Source organism: Actinocrispum sp. NPDC049592, assembly GCF_040675465.1.
Lineage (GTDB): Bacteria > Actinomycetota > Actinomycetes > Mycobacteriales > Pseudonocardiaceae > Kibdelosporangium.
The window spans coordinates 1-13,907 of sequence record NZ_JBFAPA010000033.1 but is presented as its reverse complement, the minus strand read 5'-3'; the positions used below and the strand labels follow the sequence as shown (position 1 = coordinate 13,907).

General features: G+C 69.6%; 16 protein-coding genes. 12 read left to right on the top strand and 4 right to left on the bottom strand.

The window, feature by feature from the left end; all coding sequences use genetic code 11:
* Position 1: 1 nt before the first annotated feature.
* The 5 genes from AB0J95_RS50000 to argH are packed head-to-tail and all read left to right on the top strand — an operon-like array spanning position 2 to position 5,158.
* Entirely contained in the window at positions 2-1,132 is a 1,131-nt protein-coding gene (locus tag AB0J95_RS50000) for an acetylornithine transaminase (protein ID WP_364773751.1), read from the top strand.
* Positions 1,126-2,046 carry an ornithine carbamoyltransferase gene (gene argF / locus AB0J95_RS49995; RefSeq protein WP_364773749.1) on the top strand — a complete coding sequence of 307 codons (921 nt, stop codon included), beginning with the start codon at positions 1,126-1,128 and terminating at the stop codon, positions 2,044-2,046. Before AB0J95_RS50000 ends, argF begins: the two co-directional genes overlap by 7 nt.
* The gene (locus AB0J95_RS49990) at positions 2,043-2,552 is read left to right on the top strand and encodes an arginine repressor (protein WP_364773700.1); all 510 of its coding nucleotides are present in this window, start codon (positions 2,043-2,045) and stop codon (positions 2,550-2,552) included. Before argF ends, AB0J95_RS49990 begins: the two co-directional genes overlap by 4 nt.
* Positions 2,545-3,741, top strand: coding sequence for an argininosuccinate synthase (locus AB0J95_RS49985; protein WP_364773699.1), 1,197 nt, complete (start codon positions 2,545-2,547; stop codon positions 3,739-3,741). Before AB0J95_RS49990 ends, AB0J95_RS49985 begins: the two co-directional genes overlap by 8 nt.
* Positions 3,742-3,757: 16 nt before the next feature.
* Positions 3,758-5,158 (top strand): argininosuccinate lyase, encoded by a 1,401-nt coding sequence (argH, locus tag AB0J95_RS49980; protein ID WP_364773697.1) that lies wholly within the window; start codon positions 3,758-3,760, stop codon positions 5,156-5,158.
* Here the strand turns inward: argH and dhaL are convergent.
* The 4 genes from dhaL to AB0J95_RS49960 all read right to left on the bottom strand — a co-directional run bounded on the left by dhaL (position 5,148) and on the right by AB0J95_RS49960 (position 8,454).
* Positions 5,148-5,756: a dihydroxyacetone kinase subunit DhaL gene (dhaL, locus tag AB0J95_RS49975; protein ID WP_364773748.1), complete on the bottom strand. Its 609-nt coding sequence runs from the start codon at positions 5,754-5,756 to the stop codon at positions 5,148-5,150. The two genes, argH and dhaL, sit on opposite strands and share 11 nt — an antisense overlap.
* 68 nt (positions 5,757-5,824) lie before the next feature.
* A complete protein-coding gene (dhaK, locus tag AB0J95_RS49970) occupies positions 5,825-6,823 on the bottom strand; it encodes a dihydroxyacetone kinase subunit DhaK (RefSeq protein ID WP_364773695.1) in 999 nt (332 codons plus the stop codon).
* The gene (locus tag AB0J95_RS49965; RefSeq protein WP_364773694.1) at positions 6,823-7,560 is read right to left on the bottom strand and encodes an aquaporin; all 738 of its coding nucleotides are present in this window, start codon (positions 7,558-7,560) and stop codon (positions 6,823-6,825) included. Before AB0J95_RS49965 ends, dhaK begins: the two co-directional genes overlap by 1 nt.
* Positions 7,561-7,683: 123 nt before the next feature.
* Entirely contained in the window at positions 7,684-8,454 is a 771-nt protein-coding gene (locus AB0J95_RS49960; RefSeq protein ID WP_364773693.1) for an IclR family transcriptional regulator, read from the bottom strand.
* Positions 8,455-8,508: 54 nt separating this feature from the next.
* On the opposite strand from AB0J95_RS49960, the gene AB0J95_RS49955 reads away from it, so the two are divergent.
* The 7 genes from AB0J95_RS49955 to tyrS all read left to right on the top strand — a co-directional run bounded on the left by AB0J95_RS49955 (position 8,509) and on the right by tyrS (position 13,472).
* A complete protein-coding gene (locus AB0J95_RS49955; RefSeq protein WP_364773691.1) occupies positions 8,509-8,898 on the top strand; it encodes a hypothetical protein in 390 nt (129 codons plus the stop codon).
* Positions 8,882-9,151: an HPr family phosphocarrier protein gene (locus AB0J95_RS49950; protein WP_364773690.1), complete on the top strand. Its 270-nt coding sequence runs from the start codon at positions 8,882-8,884 to the stop codon at positions 9,149-9,151. The genes AB0J95_RS49955 and AB0J95_RS49950 overlap by 17 nt, the downstream gene beginning before the upstream one ends.
* Positions 9,152-9,212: 61 nt before the next feature.
* Positions 9,213-9,800, top strand: coding sequence for a VOC family protein (locus AB0J95_RS49945; protein WP_364773689.1), 588 nt, complete (start codon positions 9,213-9,215; stop codon positions 9,798-9,800).
* On the top strand, positions 9,797-10,411 hold the full coding sequence (locus AB0J95_RS49940; protein ID WP_364773688.1) for a DNA-3-methyladenine glycosylase: 615 nt from the start codon (positions 9,797-9,799) through the stop codon (positions 10,409-10,411). The genes AB0J95_RS49945 and AB0J95_RS49940 overlap by 4 nt, the downstream gene beginning before the upstream one ends.
* A 98-nt stretch (positions 10,412-10,509) precedes the next feature.
* Complete coding sequence (locus AB0J95_RS49935; protein ID WP_364773686.1) at positions 10,510-11,511, top strand: cytochrome P450; 1,002 nt, start codon at positions 10,510-10,512, stop codon at positions 11,509-11,511.
* Positions 11,508-12,152, top strand: coding sequence for an epimerase (locus AB0J95_RS49930; protein ID WP_364773685.1), 645 nt, complete (start codon positions 11,508-11,510; stop codon positions 12,150-12,152). The genes AB0J95_RS49935 and AB0J95_RS49930 overlap by 4 nt, the downstream gene beginning before the upstream one ends.
* 45 nt (positions 12,153-12,197) lie before the next feature.
* Entirely contained in the window at positions 12,198-13,472 is a 1,275-nt protein-coding gene (gene tyrS / locus AB0J95_RS49925; RefSeq protein ID WP_364773683.1) for a tyrosine--tRNA ligase, read from the top strand.
* The last annotated feature ends 435 nt before the right edge of the window (positions 13,473-13,907 follow it).

Genomic DNA, 13,907 nt, shown 5'->3' with positions numbered 1-13,907 from the left:
GATGATGAACAACTACGGCACCCCCAAGCTGGCGCTGGAGCGAGGCGAGGGCGCCTACGTCTGGGATACCGACGGCAACCGGTACCTGGACCTGGTCAGCGGCATCGCGGTGAACGCGCTCGGCCACGCCCACCCGGCGATCGTCGCCGCGGTCACCGAGCAGATCGGCAAGCTGGCGCACACGTCCAACCTGTACATCAACAAGCCCGCGCTCGAGCTCGCCGAGCGCCTGCTGGACCTGGCCGGACTCACCGGCAAGGTGTTGTTCACCAACTCCGGTGCGGAGGCCGTGGAGACCGCGCTGAAGCTGTCCCGGCGCACCGGCCGCAGCAAACTCGTTGCCACCACAGGGGGTTTCCACGGCCGTACGATGGGCGCGCTGACCCTGACCGGCCAGGAACCCAAGCGCACGCCGTTCCAGCCGCTGCTCCCCGGCGTCACGCACATTCCTTACGGTGACGTGAAAGCCCTTGAGGACGCCATCGACGACGAGACGGCCGCGTTCATCGTCGAACCCGTGCAGGGCGAGCAGGGCGTTGTCGTGCCGCCCGAGGGATACCTTCAGGCCGCACGGGAAATCACGACCAAGCACGGCGCTTTGCTGATCCTGGACGAGGTTCAGACGGGTCTCGGGCGGCTCGGCTCGTGGTTCGCCTTCCAGCAGGTCGGCGTCGTGCCGGACATCTTCACCCTCGCCAAGGGCCTGGGCGCGGGTCTGCCGATGGGCGCCTGCATCGCCGTGGGTGACAACGCGAACCTGTTCGTGCCCGGCCACCACGGCACGACGTTCGGCGGGAACCCCGTGGTCGCCGCGGCCGCGTTGGCGATGATCAACGCGATCGCGTCCGAAGGCCTGGTGGAGCACACCGCCGCGGTCGGCAAGGAGATCGTGGCGGGCGTGGAGAACCTGGGGCACCCGAACATCGCGGGGGTCCGCGGTGCCGGGCTGCTGATCGGGATCATGTTGCGGGGCAAGAAGTCCGCCGATGTGGCCGCCGCCGCGGAGAAGACCGGCTACCTGATCAACCCGATCCAGCCCGAGGTGATCCGGCTGGCGCCGCCGCTGATCCTGACGCACGACGACGCCGCTCGGTTCGTCGCCGACCTGCCCAGCGCCCTGGAGGGATCATGAGGCACTTCCTGCGGGACGACGACCTGCGGCCGGACGAGCTGGCCGAGGTGCTCGACCTGGCCGACGAGCTGAAGAGCGACCCGTTGGGGCGCAAGCCGTTGGCCGGTCCGAAGAGCATCGCGGTGCTGTTCGAGAAGAACTCCACCCGCACCCGGCTGTCGTTCGAGGTCGGCATCGCCCAGCTGGGCGGGCAGCCGATCATCGTGGACGGCCGGATGATGCAGCTCGGCCGGGAAGAGACCATTGAGGACACGTCGCGGGTGCTGTCCCGGTACGTGCACGCGGTGGTGTGGCGGACCTACGCGCAGAAGCGGATCGACGCGATGGCCTCGGTCTCGAAGGTGCCCGTGGTCAACGCGCTGACCGACGAGTTCCACCCCTGCCAGGTGCTCGCCGACCTGCAGACCATCCGTGAGCGCAAGGGAAAGCTCGCCGGTCTCACGCTGACGTACCTCGGTGACGGCGCGAACAACATGGCGCATTCGCTGATGCTGGGCGGGGTCAACGCCGGCATGCACGTCCGAGTCGTTTCGCCGGAAGGGTTCCAGCCCGCGCAGGAGTTCGTCACCGACGCCAAGAAACGGGCCGTGGACACCGGCGGCAGCGTGACCATCCTGACCGACCCGCACGAGGCCGTCGACGGCGCCGACGCGTTGTCCACCGACGCCTGGACCTCGATGGGCCAGGAGAACGACGGCAAGGACCGGATCACCCCGTTCCGCCGCCTTCAGGTCAACGCCGCGCTGCTGGAGCGGGCCGCGCCGGACGCGATCGTGCTGCACTGCCTGCCCGCGCACCGCGGCTGGGAGATCACCGACGAGGTGATCGACGGCCCCGCCAGCGTGGTGTGGGATGAGGCGGAGAATCGTTTGCACGCCCAAAAGGCTCTCCTCACTTGGTTGCTGGCCCAATGACGAGCGCTGGAACGCGAGTGGCCCGGCAGGCGAGGATCGTCGAGCTGGTGTCCACCATGGCCATCCGCAGCCAGACCGAGCTGGCGAAGATCCTGGCGGCCGAGGGCGTGGACGTCACCCAGGCGACCCTGTCCCGTGACCTGGACGAGCTCGGCGCGGTCAAGCTCCGCGGCGCCGACGGCGGTACGCCGGTGTACGTGATCCCGGAGGACGGTTCGCCGGTCCGCGGGGTCCAGGGCGGCACCACCCGGCTGACCAGGCTGCTGGGTGAGGTGCTCGTCTCGGCCGACTCGTCGGCCAACCTGACTGTCCTGCGCACGCCTCCCGGTGCGGCGCAGTTCCTGGCTAGCGCGATCGACCGAGCGGCTTTGCACGAAGTGGTCGGCACGATCGCGGGCGACGACACGATCATGGTCATCGCGCGCGAGCCACTCACCGGGTCCGAATTGGCCGACCGTTTCACCACGATGGCCGGATTGAAGAAGGAGAACACCGAAGATGACTGAGAGGATCGTCCTGGCCTACTCCGGCGGGCTGGACACTTCCGTGGCGATCGGCTGGATCGCCGAGGAGACCGGTGCGGAGATCGTCGCCGTCGCCGTCGACCTCGGCCAGGGCGGCGAGGACCTGGACACCATCCGCAAGCGGGCCATCGACTGTGGCGCCGTCGAGGCCGTCGTGGCCGACGCGCGTGACGAGTTCGCCGACGGCTACTGCCTGCCCGCGCTGCAGGCCAACGCGCTCTACATGGACCGCTACCCGCTGGTCTCGGCGCTGTCCCGGCCGGTCATCGTGAAGCACCTCGCCGAGGCCGCCAAGTACCACGGCGCCACCACGGTCGCGCACGGCTGCACCGGCAAGGGCAACGACCAGGTCCGGTTCGAGGTCGGCATCGGCGCGCTGGCACCCGACCTCAAGGTGCTCGCCCCGGTCCGCGACTACGCCTGGACCCGGGAGAAGGCCATCGTCTGGGCCGAGGAGCGCAACCTCCCGATCGACGTGTCGAAGAAGTCGCCGTACTCGATCGACCAGAACGTGTGGGGCCGCGCGGTGGAGACCGGCTTCCTCGAGGACATCTGGAACGCGCCGATCGAGGACGTCTACTCCTACACCGCCAACCCGGCCGAGCCGCGCGACGCCGACGAGGTCGTGATCACCTTCGACAAGGGCGTCCCGGTCGCCATCGACGGCGAGACCGTGACCGTCCTGCAGGCCATCCAGATCATGAACAGCCGCGCGGGTGCCCAGGGCGTCGGCCGGCTGGACATGGTGGAGGACCGGCTGGTCGGCATCAAGTCCCGTGAGGTCTACGAGGCCCCGGGCGCGATCGCGCTGATCACCGCGCACCAGGAGCTGGAGAACGTCACCGTCGAGCGCGACCTGGCCCGGTTCAAGCGGCAGGTCGAGCAGCGCTGGGGCGAGCTGGTGTACGACGGCCTGTGGTTCTCCCCGCTGAAGGACGCGCTGGACACGTTCATCGCCAAGACCCAGGAGCACGTCTCCGGCGACGTCCGGATGACCCTGCACGGCGGCCGCGCGGTGGTCACCGGCCGGCGCAGCGAGCAGTCGCTGTACGACTTCAACCTGGCGACCTACGACGAGGGCGACTCGTTCGACCAGTCGCTGGCCAAGGGCTTCGTCCAGCTCTGGGGCCTGCCCTCGAAGATCGCCGCCAAGCGCGACCAGCAGCACTGAGACAAGGAGACAGTTCGTGAGTTCGTTGTGGGGCGGACGGTTCGCCTCTGGCCCGGCTGACGCGATGGCGGCGCTCTCGGCGTCGACGCACTTCGACTGGCGCCTTGCCAGGCACGACATCGCGGGGTCACGTGCGCACGCCCGCGTGCTGCACAAGGCGCACCTGCTGACCGACGACGAGCTCGAAGGCATGCTCAAGGCGTTGGACGCGCTGGAGGCCGACGTGGTCTCCGGCGTGTTCACGCCGACGGTCGCCGACGAGGACGTGCACACCGCGCTGGAGCGTGGCCTGATCGAGCGGGCCGGGCCGGAGCTGGGCGGCAAGCTGCGGGCCGGGCGGTCGCGCAACGACCAGGTGGCCACGTTGTTCCGGATGTGGCTGCGGGACGCGGCCCGCCGGGTCGCCGCCGGCACCCTCGACGTCATCGATGCCCTTGTCGCGCAAGCAACTCAGCACTCAACCGCGGTCATGCCCGGCCGTACGCACCTGCAGCACGCGCAGCCCGTCTTGCTGGCGCACCACCTGTTGGCGCACGCGCAGTCGTTGACCCGGGACATCGAGCGGCTGCGTGACTGGGACGCCCGCGCGTCGCTTTCCCCTTACGGCTCAGGCGCTCTGGCCGGGTCGTCGCTCGGCCTGGATCCGGCGGCGGTCGCCAAGGACCTCGGGTTCGACGGCCCGGTGGAGAACTCCATCGACGGCACGGCCTCCCGGGACTTCGCCGCCGAGATCGCGTTCGTGCTGGCCATGCTCGGGGTGAACCTGTCCCGCGTGGCCGAGGAAGTGATCATCTGGACGACGGCCGAGTTCTCCTACGCGGTGCTCGACGACGCCTGGGCCACCGGCAGCTCGATCATGCCGCAGAAGAAGAATCCGGACGTGGCCGAGCTGACCCGCGGCAAGTCGGGACGGTTGATCGGCAACCTGACCGGGCTGCTGGCCACGCTCAAGGCCCAGCCGCTGGCCTACAACCGGGACCTGCAGGAGGACAAGGAGCCGCTGTTCGACTCGGTCGAGCAGCTGGAGCTGCTGCTGCCCGCGATCGCCGGGATGATCGGCACGCTCAGGTTCGACGAGGCCCGCATGGCCGCGTTGGCTCCGGCGGGCTTCACGTTGGCCACCGACATCGCGGAATGGCTGGTGCGGCAAGGGGTTCCGTTCCGGATCGCGCACGAGGCCGCCGGTGGGTGTGTGCGGGCGGCGGAGTCGCGGGGCATCGGCCTGAACGAGCTGACCGACGACGAGCTCGCCGCGATCAACCCGCGGCTCACCTCGGATGTTCGCGAGGTGCTGACCGTCGCCGGGTCGATCGCCTCGCGCGACGCGTACGGCGGAACCGCACCGGACCAGGTGGCCGAACAGCGCGAACGGCTGGTCGCACGGCTGAACGGCCACCGGGTGTGGCTTACCGCGTGACGCCGGCCAGCGCCTCGAAGATCAACGCCGTCGAGGTGGCCCCCGGGTCCTGGTGGCCCATGCTGCGTACCCCGAGGTAGGAGGCCCGCCCCTTCCTGGCCTGCAACGGGATGGTGGAAACGGCGCCCTCCTCCGCCGCTTTGGCGGCTGCGGCGGCCGCCGACGGGAGGTCGCCGTGGTGCAGGACAGCGTCCTCGAACGCGGTGCACGCCGGGGCCAGCGCGTCCAGCATGGTCTTGTCGCCGAGCGTGGCCGCGCCCAGCTGGGTGACGGCGGCCGTCGCCGCGTACAGGGCGGCGGCCAGCTGCTTGGGTGTCACGGCAGGCTCGGTCAGCAGCTTGCCCGCGGCTCGGAAAGCCGTGCCGTACAGCGGTCCCGACGCGCCGCCGACGCTCGACATCAGCGTGGTGCCGGTCGTCACCAGCACCTCACCCACGGTCCGCGGATGCTTGTCGCCGAGGGCCTCGAGCACGGCGGTGAAGCCGCGGCACAGGTTGGTGCCGTGGTCGGCGTCCCCGATGGCGGCGTCCAGCTGGATCAGCTGGTCTCGATGCTCGTCGACCGCGACGGCGATGGCGCGGATCCACGCCTCGGCCATGGCGATGTCCACCAGGTCCTCCTTGACACGGGCAGCCGGACCGTCATCATGCCTGATGAGCGCGGCCATCAGCACCCCCACCGCAGGGCGGGTGTGGCGACCGGCGCGGCCCACAGGTCGAGCATCTCGGTGTCGGCGTGGCAGAGACTGATCGACACGCCCGCCATGTCCAGGCTGGTGACGTAGTTGCCGACCAGGTTCGCGGCGATCGGCACCTCGTGGCGGGACAGGATGGCCGCGACCTCGGCGGCCATGATGTACAGCTCGATGAGCGGAGTCCCGCCCAGCCCGTTGACCAGCACGATCGCCTGTTCGCCCGGCTCCGGTGACCGGTCGGCGAGGATGGCGCCCAGCGCGATCTCGGCCAGCTCACGCGCGGAGCGCAGTTTCTCCCGGCTGCGGCCGGGCTCGCCGTGGATGCCGACGCCGATCTCGATCTCGTCGCCGGGCAGCTCGAACCCGGGACGGCCCGCGGCGGGGGTGGTGCACGCGGTGAGCGCGATGGCGAACGACCGCGACGCGGCGTTCACCCGTTCGGCCAGCTCGGCGACCTTGTCCAGGTCCGCGCCTCGCTCGGCCAGCGCCCCGGCGATCTTCTCGACGAACACCGTCGCCCCGGTACCCCGCCGGCCCGCTGTCCAGGTGGAGTCGCGCACCGCCACGTCGTCGTTGACCAGGACGGTCCGCACGCCGATGCCTTCGTCGGTGGCGATGTCCGCGGCGAGCTGGAAGTTCATCACGTCGCCGGTGTAGTTCTTGACCACGAACAGGACGCCGTTGCCGCTGTCGACCGCTCGTGCCGCGGCCAGGATCTGGTCGGGGACCGGCGAGGTGAAGATCTCGCCGGGACAGGCCGCGTCGAGCATGCCGGGCCCGACGAACCCGCCGTGCAGCGGCTCGTGACCGGAGCCGCCGCCGGACACCAGGGCGGTCTTGCCCGGTCTTGGCGCGTCCGCGCGGACGATCGTCTTGTTCGCAGCGTCCACCCGCAGTTCGGGGTGCATCGCGGCGATCCCGGCGAGTGCGTCGGACAGCACCGATTCGGGCGTGTTGATCAGTTTCTTCATCACCGCACTGCTCCCTCTGCCGGCACGGTTGGACGGGTTGCGGCGATCAGGCGGTAGCAGGCGCCCGCCGCGAGGCCACCGACGATCTCGGCCACCAGGTACACCGGCATCTGTCCCCAGTGGACTGTCCCGCCGAACAGCTGCTCGACGACCATGGGACCGAAGGTGCGTGCGGGGTTGATCGATGCGCCGGTCGCGGGCGCCACCGGGATGATGATCGCGAACACGGCCAGGCCGATGGCCAGCCCGGCGAAGCCCTGCGGCGCCCGCCGGTCGATCGCGCCGAACACCACTAGGACAAGCAGGAACGTGCCGATCAGTTCCGCGGCGAACGCCTGGCCGCCGCCGACGTCCGCACCGTACGCGGCGACACCCAGCCCGGTGTCGACGGCTTTCTGCCCGAGCACGCCGACAATGGCCAGCGCGCCCAGCGTCGCCCCGGCCAGTTGCGCGGCCAGGTAGCCGGGTACCTGGCGCCACGGCATGCGCCCGGTCGCGGCGAGCGCGATCGTGACCGCCGGGTTGATCTGACAGCCGGAAATGTGCCCGATCGTGTACACCAACGCGATCACGGCCATGCCGAACGCGAACGAGATGACGCCGAGCTGCGCCATGGTGAACGGGGCGTTGCCGCCCACGATCAGGGTCGCCGGAACGGAGCCGACGCCGATGAAGACCAGGGTTGCCGTGCCGAGCGTCTCGGCCAGCAGGACTTGGGGGAAGCTGTTTTCCGCCATGGGGCCCGTCCACGACTGCGTGGACGGCTCACCTCCTCAACAGGAGACCGAATTAGTGAACGACGGTCGGTAATGCTGAATGAGAGGAAGGTAGGCGTGGCCCAGGTCACTGTCAAGGGGCGGTCACGCGGTCAGGTGGGCGACCGGCGCGCGACCCGCGCCAAGCTCGCGTGACAACTGCCTGGCCACCTCCCGCACCTTGACCGCGAGCTCCTGGCCTTGTCCGCCGCTCAGCAGGCGTTCGACCGGGCCGACCACACCGATCGCGCCGGCCAGTCCGGAGCGGTCGAACACCGGCGCGGCGATGCCCGCGTCACCCAGCGTGGACTCCTGGTCCTCGCGGGCGTAGCCGGTCTCGCGCACCTCCGCCAGCTGGCTTGCCAGCACCGCCGGGTCGGTGACGCTCCGCCCGGTCAGCGGCTCCAGCCCCCTGGCCAGCAGTTCGTCCTGCAGGGCGGGCTGGAAGGCCACGATCGCCTTGCCCAGCGCGCACGTGTGCCACGGGATGCTGGCCCCCACCTCGAGGATCTGCACCGCACCCTCCGGGCGGAACGCGTGGTGCACAACCAGGACGTGGTCGTCGGTCAGCACGCCGACCCACACGGCCTCGTTGGCCCTGGACGCCAGCAGGTCCGCCCAGGTCAGCGACCGCATGCGCAGCTCGTGGGTCTCCAGGAACGCGTTGCCGAGGCTGAGCACCCCCGGGCCGAGCACGTACCGCCCGGTCTGCCGGTCCTGGCTGACCAGCCCCTCGGCCTCCAGGGTGCGCAGCAACGCGTGCACGGTCGGCTTGGCCACCCCGACCCGTTCGGCGAGCTCGGCCAGGCCCAGCCGGGGGCCGCCGGCGGCCAGCAGGCGCAGGAGCTGGACCGCACGCTGTACGGACTGAACCACGGCGACCTCGATTCGGTATTGCTGAACAGCAGTCAGGATGGCAGTATCGCATTCATGCAACCCGTGGGAATCGTACTCGTTTCGCACAGCCCGCAGCTGGCAGCCGGTCTTTCCGGCCTGCTCGACCAGCTGGGAGTTCCCGCAGGTGCCGTCGTCACCGCGGCCGGGACGGCCGACGGCTCGATCGGCACCAGCTATGACGCCACCGTCCTGGCCCTCAAGAAGGCCGACCACGGCCGCGGGGTCATCGTCCTGCCGGATCTCGGCAGCTCGGTGCTGACCAGCCGGGCGGTGCTGGACGACCACCCGCGCCCCGATGTGGTCCTCGTGGACGCCCCCTTCGTCGAGGGAGCAGTCGCCGCCGCCGTCACCGCGGCCACCGGCGCGGACCTCGACACCGTCGCCGACGCCGCGAGGAGAGCCCGCCATGTCGCCAAACTCTGACACCGCCGAAGCGCGCATCGTCCTGCCCGCCCACCTGCACGCGCGACCGGCCGGGGCGCTGGCCAGGGCCGCGGCCGGGTTCGAGAGCGACGTCGAGATCAGCCACCAGGACAGGACCGTCAACCCCGTCGGCATCCTGGCGGTGATGAGCCTCGGCGCCACCGCGGGCGCCACGGTCACCGTTCGCGCCCAAGGGGCCGACGCCCACCAGGCCGTCACCGAGCTCGCGGCCCTTCTCCGGACGATCGACTGACACCCGGCCGCGCGCCGCGGAGCCGCCGGATGGCATCGTGGTGACGGCGAAAGGGGACGCAGTGATCGACCACCTCGTCTACGCGACGCCCGACCTGGGCATCGTGGACCGGTTAGGCATCGCGGTCGGCCCGGGTGGTCAGCACCTGGGCCTGGGCACGCGCAACTTCCTGGCCGGGCTGGGCGGCGGCGCGTACCTCGAGGTGATCGGCCCGGACCCGGACCAGCCCGAACCGGCCCAGCCGCGGCCGTTCGGGATCGACGGTCTGACCGAACCCCGGCTGGTCGGCTGGGCGGCCGGGGTTTCCGGCATCGTGGACGTCGTTGCCCGTGCGCAGGCTCAGGGATACGACCCCGGGCCGGTGATGTCGATGTCCCGGCAACGCCCGGACGGGGTTCTGCTGGAGTGGCAGCTCACGCCGCCGGCTACCGGATTGCTGCCGTTCCTGATCGACTGGGGCACGAGCCCGCATCCGTCCAAGGACGCCGTGCAGGGCGCCACTCTGGTGTCGTTCCGTGGTTTCCACCCATCGCCTGACGAGGTCCACAAAGGACTTTCCGCGCTCGGCGAGGAGCTGGCGGTCGCAGCCGGGGAACTCGCCTTGGAAGCCGTGATCCAGACGTCCGGCGGCGAAGTGGTTCTCCGGTGAGGCAACTGACGCGCGAGGAACTGGCCATCGATCCGGTTGACGCGGCGAAGCTCCTGCTCGGCTGCGTGATCGAAACCTCGTCGCCGCAAGGGCCCGTGGCCGTGCGCCTGGTCGAGGTCGAGGCGTACCGCGGCGGCGACGACCCCGCATCCCATTGCTACCGCGGCAAAACCCCGCGCAACGAGGTCATGTTCGGGCCGGCCGGGCACCTCTACGTCTACTTCGTCTACGGCATGCACTTCTGCGCGAACATCGTGTGCCTCACCGACGGCGTGCCCGGCGCGGTCCTGCTGCGAGCCGGTGAAGTCGTTGAGGGACTTGACCTTGCCCGCGTCCGCCGCCCCGCCGCCCGCAACACCCACGACCTCGCCCGCGGTCCCGCCCGGCTGACCGGAGTCCTGGGCATCGACCGCGCCCAGAACGGCGTCGACCTGACCGCCCCGGACGCCGAAGTCCGGATCTACAAGAGCGATCCCGCGGGCGAGATCTTCGCCGGCCCGCGGGTCGGCGTCGCGGTGGCGATGGACATCCCTTGGCGGTTCTGGATCGACTCGCCCGCGGTCAGCGCCTACCGCCGTGGCGGCAAGCGCCGCCAGCCCGCTGTGTCCTGAGCCACACTGGACGCGGTTGATCACTCCTGGATAGATGTCCGGCGCACCGAGTTCCGTCCCGGCGGTGTCCCCGTGGCACCGGCGGGTTGAATAGACCGGTGGCAGTCGAACAGATCCAGCTCCCCGACGGTTCCCAGGCATGGCACGTCACCGGCTACGAGAACGTGCGCGCCGGCCTGGCCGATCCCAGACTGTCCCTCAGCAAGAACAACTCCACCGGCGGCTACACGGGTTTCTCGCTGCCGCCCGCGCTGGACGCGAACCTGCTCAACCTCGACCCGCCGGACCACACGCGCCTGCGCCGCCTGGTCGCGGGCGCGTTCACGGCCAAGCGCGTCGCCGGAATGCGCGACAAGGTCCAGGCCACGGCGAACCGCCTGCTGGACGGACTGCCCAACGAAGTCGACCTGATGGCCACCTATGCGGCACCGCTGCCGGTGATCACCATCGGCGACCTGCTCGGCGTCCCCGCCGACCGGCTGGCCGACTTCCGCGGCTGGACGAACACGCTGATCACGCAGGGCTCGGGGATGCGCGACGCGGTGCAGAGCATGTGCCGCTTCATCGTCGGCCTGATCGCGCAGAAACGCGCCTGGCCGGAGGACGACCTGATCTCCGCGATGATCGCCGCCCGGGACGGCGCCGACCAGCTCAGCGAGGACGAGCTGCTGTCGCTGACGTTCCTGATCCTGTGGGCCGGCTACGAGAACTCGGTCCACCTGATCGGCAACAGCGTGCACCACATCCTGACCCACGGCACCAGCCACGACGTCGACGAACTGCTCCGCGTGGCCAACCCGAACCTGCACGCGATCCGGCGGTTCGCGGTGGAGGACTTCGAGATCGGGCACGTGAAGATCCACAAAGGACAGACCGTGCTGCTGGACATCCAGGCCGCCAACGAACAGTCGCGGCAGCACCTCAGCTTCGGCGTCGGCATCCACCACTGCCTCGGCGCGCCACTGGCCCGGCTCGAGCTCGAGGTCGCGGTCGACACGTTGTTCGCGCGGTTCCCGGACGTCCGGATGGGCACGCCACGCTGGCGCGAGTCGTTCCGCAGCCGGGGACTGGCCGAGTTGCCGGTTAGGCTCGTGCCGTGAAGGTGATCGTGTTCGGCGCGAGCGGCATGGTGGGGTACGGCGTCCTGCGGGAATGCCTGGTGGACCCGGAGGTGACCCAGGTGCTCGCGGTCGGCCGCCGTCCGCTGGGCCGGGAGCACGAGAAGCTGACCGAGGCGGTCGTGCCGGACCTGACCGACCTGTCCACAGTCGACTTCACCGGCTACGACGCCTGCTTCTTCTGCCTGGGCGTGAGCTCGGCGGGGATGTCCGAGGCGGACTACCGGCACATCACCTACGACTTCACCCTGGCCGCGGGCCGCAAGCTCGCCGAGGTCAACCCGGACGCGACGTTCACGTACGTCTCCGGCATGGGCACCGACCCGAACGGCCGCCAGATGTGGTCCCGGGTAAAAGGCAGGACCGAGAACGACCTGCTCGCGTTGCCGTTGCACGCCTACATGTTCCGGCCCGGCTACATCCAGCCGATGTACGGCGCCACCTCGCGGACCACCCTGTACCGGGTGCTCTACAAGGTGCTGGTCCCGCTGTACCCGCTGGTCAAGCGGATCGCCCCGGGTGCGGTGACGACCACCGAGCAGATTGGCCTGGCCATGCTGCGGGTGGCCAAGAACGGCAGTCCGCAGAAGATCTTGGACCCGCGCGCGATCAACGCCCTCTAGATACCCGTGCGACAGCGGGGGCGCTGTCGTGGAAAATCGTTGGTCGTGAGTGAGCACATCCTTGACGAGCTGTCCTGGCGCGGCCTGATCGCGCACACCACCGACCTCGACGCCCTGCGCCGTGACCTCGACTCGGGCCCGCTCACCCTCTATTGCGGCTTCGACCCGACCGCGCCCAGCCTGCACGCCGGCAACCTGGTCCCGCTGCTGGGCCTGAGCCGCTTCCAGAAGGCCGGGCACCGGCCGATCGTGCTGGCCGGCGGCGCGACCGGGATGATCGGCGACCCGCGGGACACCGGTGAGCGCACGATGAACTCGCTGGACATCGTGGCCGAGTGGACCGAGCGGATCCGCGGCCAGCTGGAGCGGTTCGTGGAGTTCGACGGCTCGCCGACCGGCGCGCTGGTGGAGAACAACGCGACCTGGACGGCGAACGTGCCGGTCACGGACTTCCTGCGGGATGTGGGCAAGCACTTCTCGGTCAACGTGATGCTGGCCCGCGAGACCGTCAAGCGCAGGCTGGAGAGCGACGGGATCTCGTTCACCGAGTTCAGCTACCTGCTGCTGCAGTCGAACGACTACCTGCAGCTGTTCCGCAAGCACGGCTGCCGGCTGCAGATCGGCGGCGCGGACCAGTGGGGCAACATCCTCGGCGGCGTGGACCTGGTGCGCAAGGTCGACCGGGAGAGCGTGCACGCGTTGACGATGCCGCTGGTCACCGACGCCGAGGGGAACAAGTTCGGCAAGTCGACCGGGGGCGGCCGGGTCTGGCTCGACCCGGCGATGACCTCGCCGTACTCCTGGTACCAGTACTTCGTGAACGTCAGCGACGCGACGGCGTTGACCTACCTGCGGATGCTGACGTTCGTGTCCCGCGAGGAGATCGACGACCTCACCCGGCAGACCGAGGAGAAGCCCCAGCTCAGGGCCGCGCAGAAGCGCTTGGCCCAGGAGTTCACCGACCTGGTGCACGGCGAGAAGGAGACCCAGCAGGTGGTCGCCGCCTCGCAGGCGCTGTTCGGCCGCGGTGAGCTGCGCGAGCTGGACGCTCCCACGCTGGACGCGGCGATGGCGGAGGTGCCGACCGGCGAGGTGCGGCTGGCCGACCAGCCCACGATCGTCGAGCTGCTGGTGGCTTCCGGCCTGGCGCAGGGCAATGGGGCTGCTCGACGCACGGTCAGCGAAGGTGGTGCGTACGTGAACAACGAACGCATCACGTCGGACGAGTGGCGTCCAACGGCGGACTCGCTGCTGCACGGGCGCTGGCTGGTGGTCCGCAAGGGCAAGCGCAACACCGCGGGGGTGCGGGTCACCCCCTGAACGGGTCAATAGCACAGGCCGTCGGTCCCGTGGACCGGCGGCCTTTTGCTTGTTTCCGCAGGTCAGCGGCTTGTCAAAAGAAAAACCACAAACTTCTTGTGACGGGCGTCACACTTGATCCTCGACGAGGGTCCGATAGTGTGGTGGCAGCTCCGCTGGACGGTCGCTGACCTGCGGCTTTGTCTCCGGCTGGGGCCTGTGGGGTGCGATTTGACCTCACCAGACGAGCCGTGTAAATTTCTACGAGTCAGCGCGGAACGGGCCCGGCGAAACGGGAACGGAGCGCAAGACCCCAAACTTGCAGTACCAAGCCCCCTGAAGGCTGATTCGTCAGAATAAAGGGTGTGCGTGTGTTGTTTGAGAACTCAACAGTGTGTCGAACTATTAAAGCCAGTAGAGCTTTATGATGAACCCCTTTGTGGGTTCCTTTGAGAT

Coding starts and splice junctions, on each gene's coding strand:
- AB0J95_RS50000 (WP_364773751.1), top strand. CDS start 2: ATGATGAACAACTACGGCACCCCCAAGCTGGCGCTGGAGCGAGGCGAG.
- AB0J95_RS49990 (WP_364773700.1), top strand. CDS start 2,043: ATGACGAGCGCTGGAACGCGAGTGGCCCGGCAGGCGAGGATCGTCGAG.
- AB0J95_RS49985 (WP_364773699.1), top strand. CDS start 2,545: ATGACTGAGAGGATCGTCCTGGCCTACTCCGGCGGGCTGGACACTTCC.
- dhaL (WP_364773748.1), bottom strand. CDS start 5,756: ATGGCCGAGGCGTGGATCCGCGCCATCGCCGTCGCGGTCGACGAGCAT.
- dhaK (WP_364773695.1), bottom strand. CDS start 6,823: ATGAAGAAACTGATCAACACGCCCGAATCGGTGCTGTCCGACGCACTC.
- AB0J95_RS49965 (WP_364773694.1), bottom strand. CDS start 7,560: ATGGCGGAAAACAGCTTCCCCCAAGTCCTGCTGGCCGAGACGCTCGGC.
- AB0J95_RS49955 (WP_364773691.1), top strand. CDS start 8,509: ATGCAACCCGTGGGAATCGTACTCGTTTCGCACAGCCCGCAGCTGGCA.
- AB0J95_RS49950 (WP_364773690.1), top strand. CDS start 8,882: ATGTCGCCAAACTCTGACACCGCCGAAGCGCGCATCGTCCTGCCCGCC.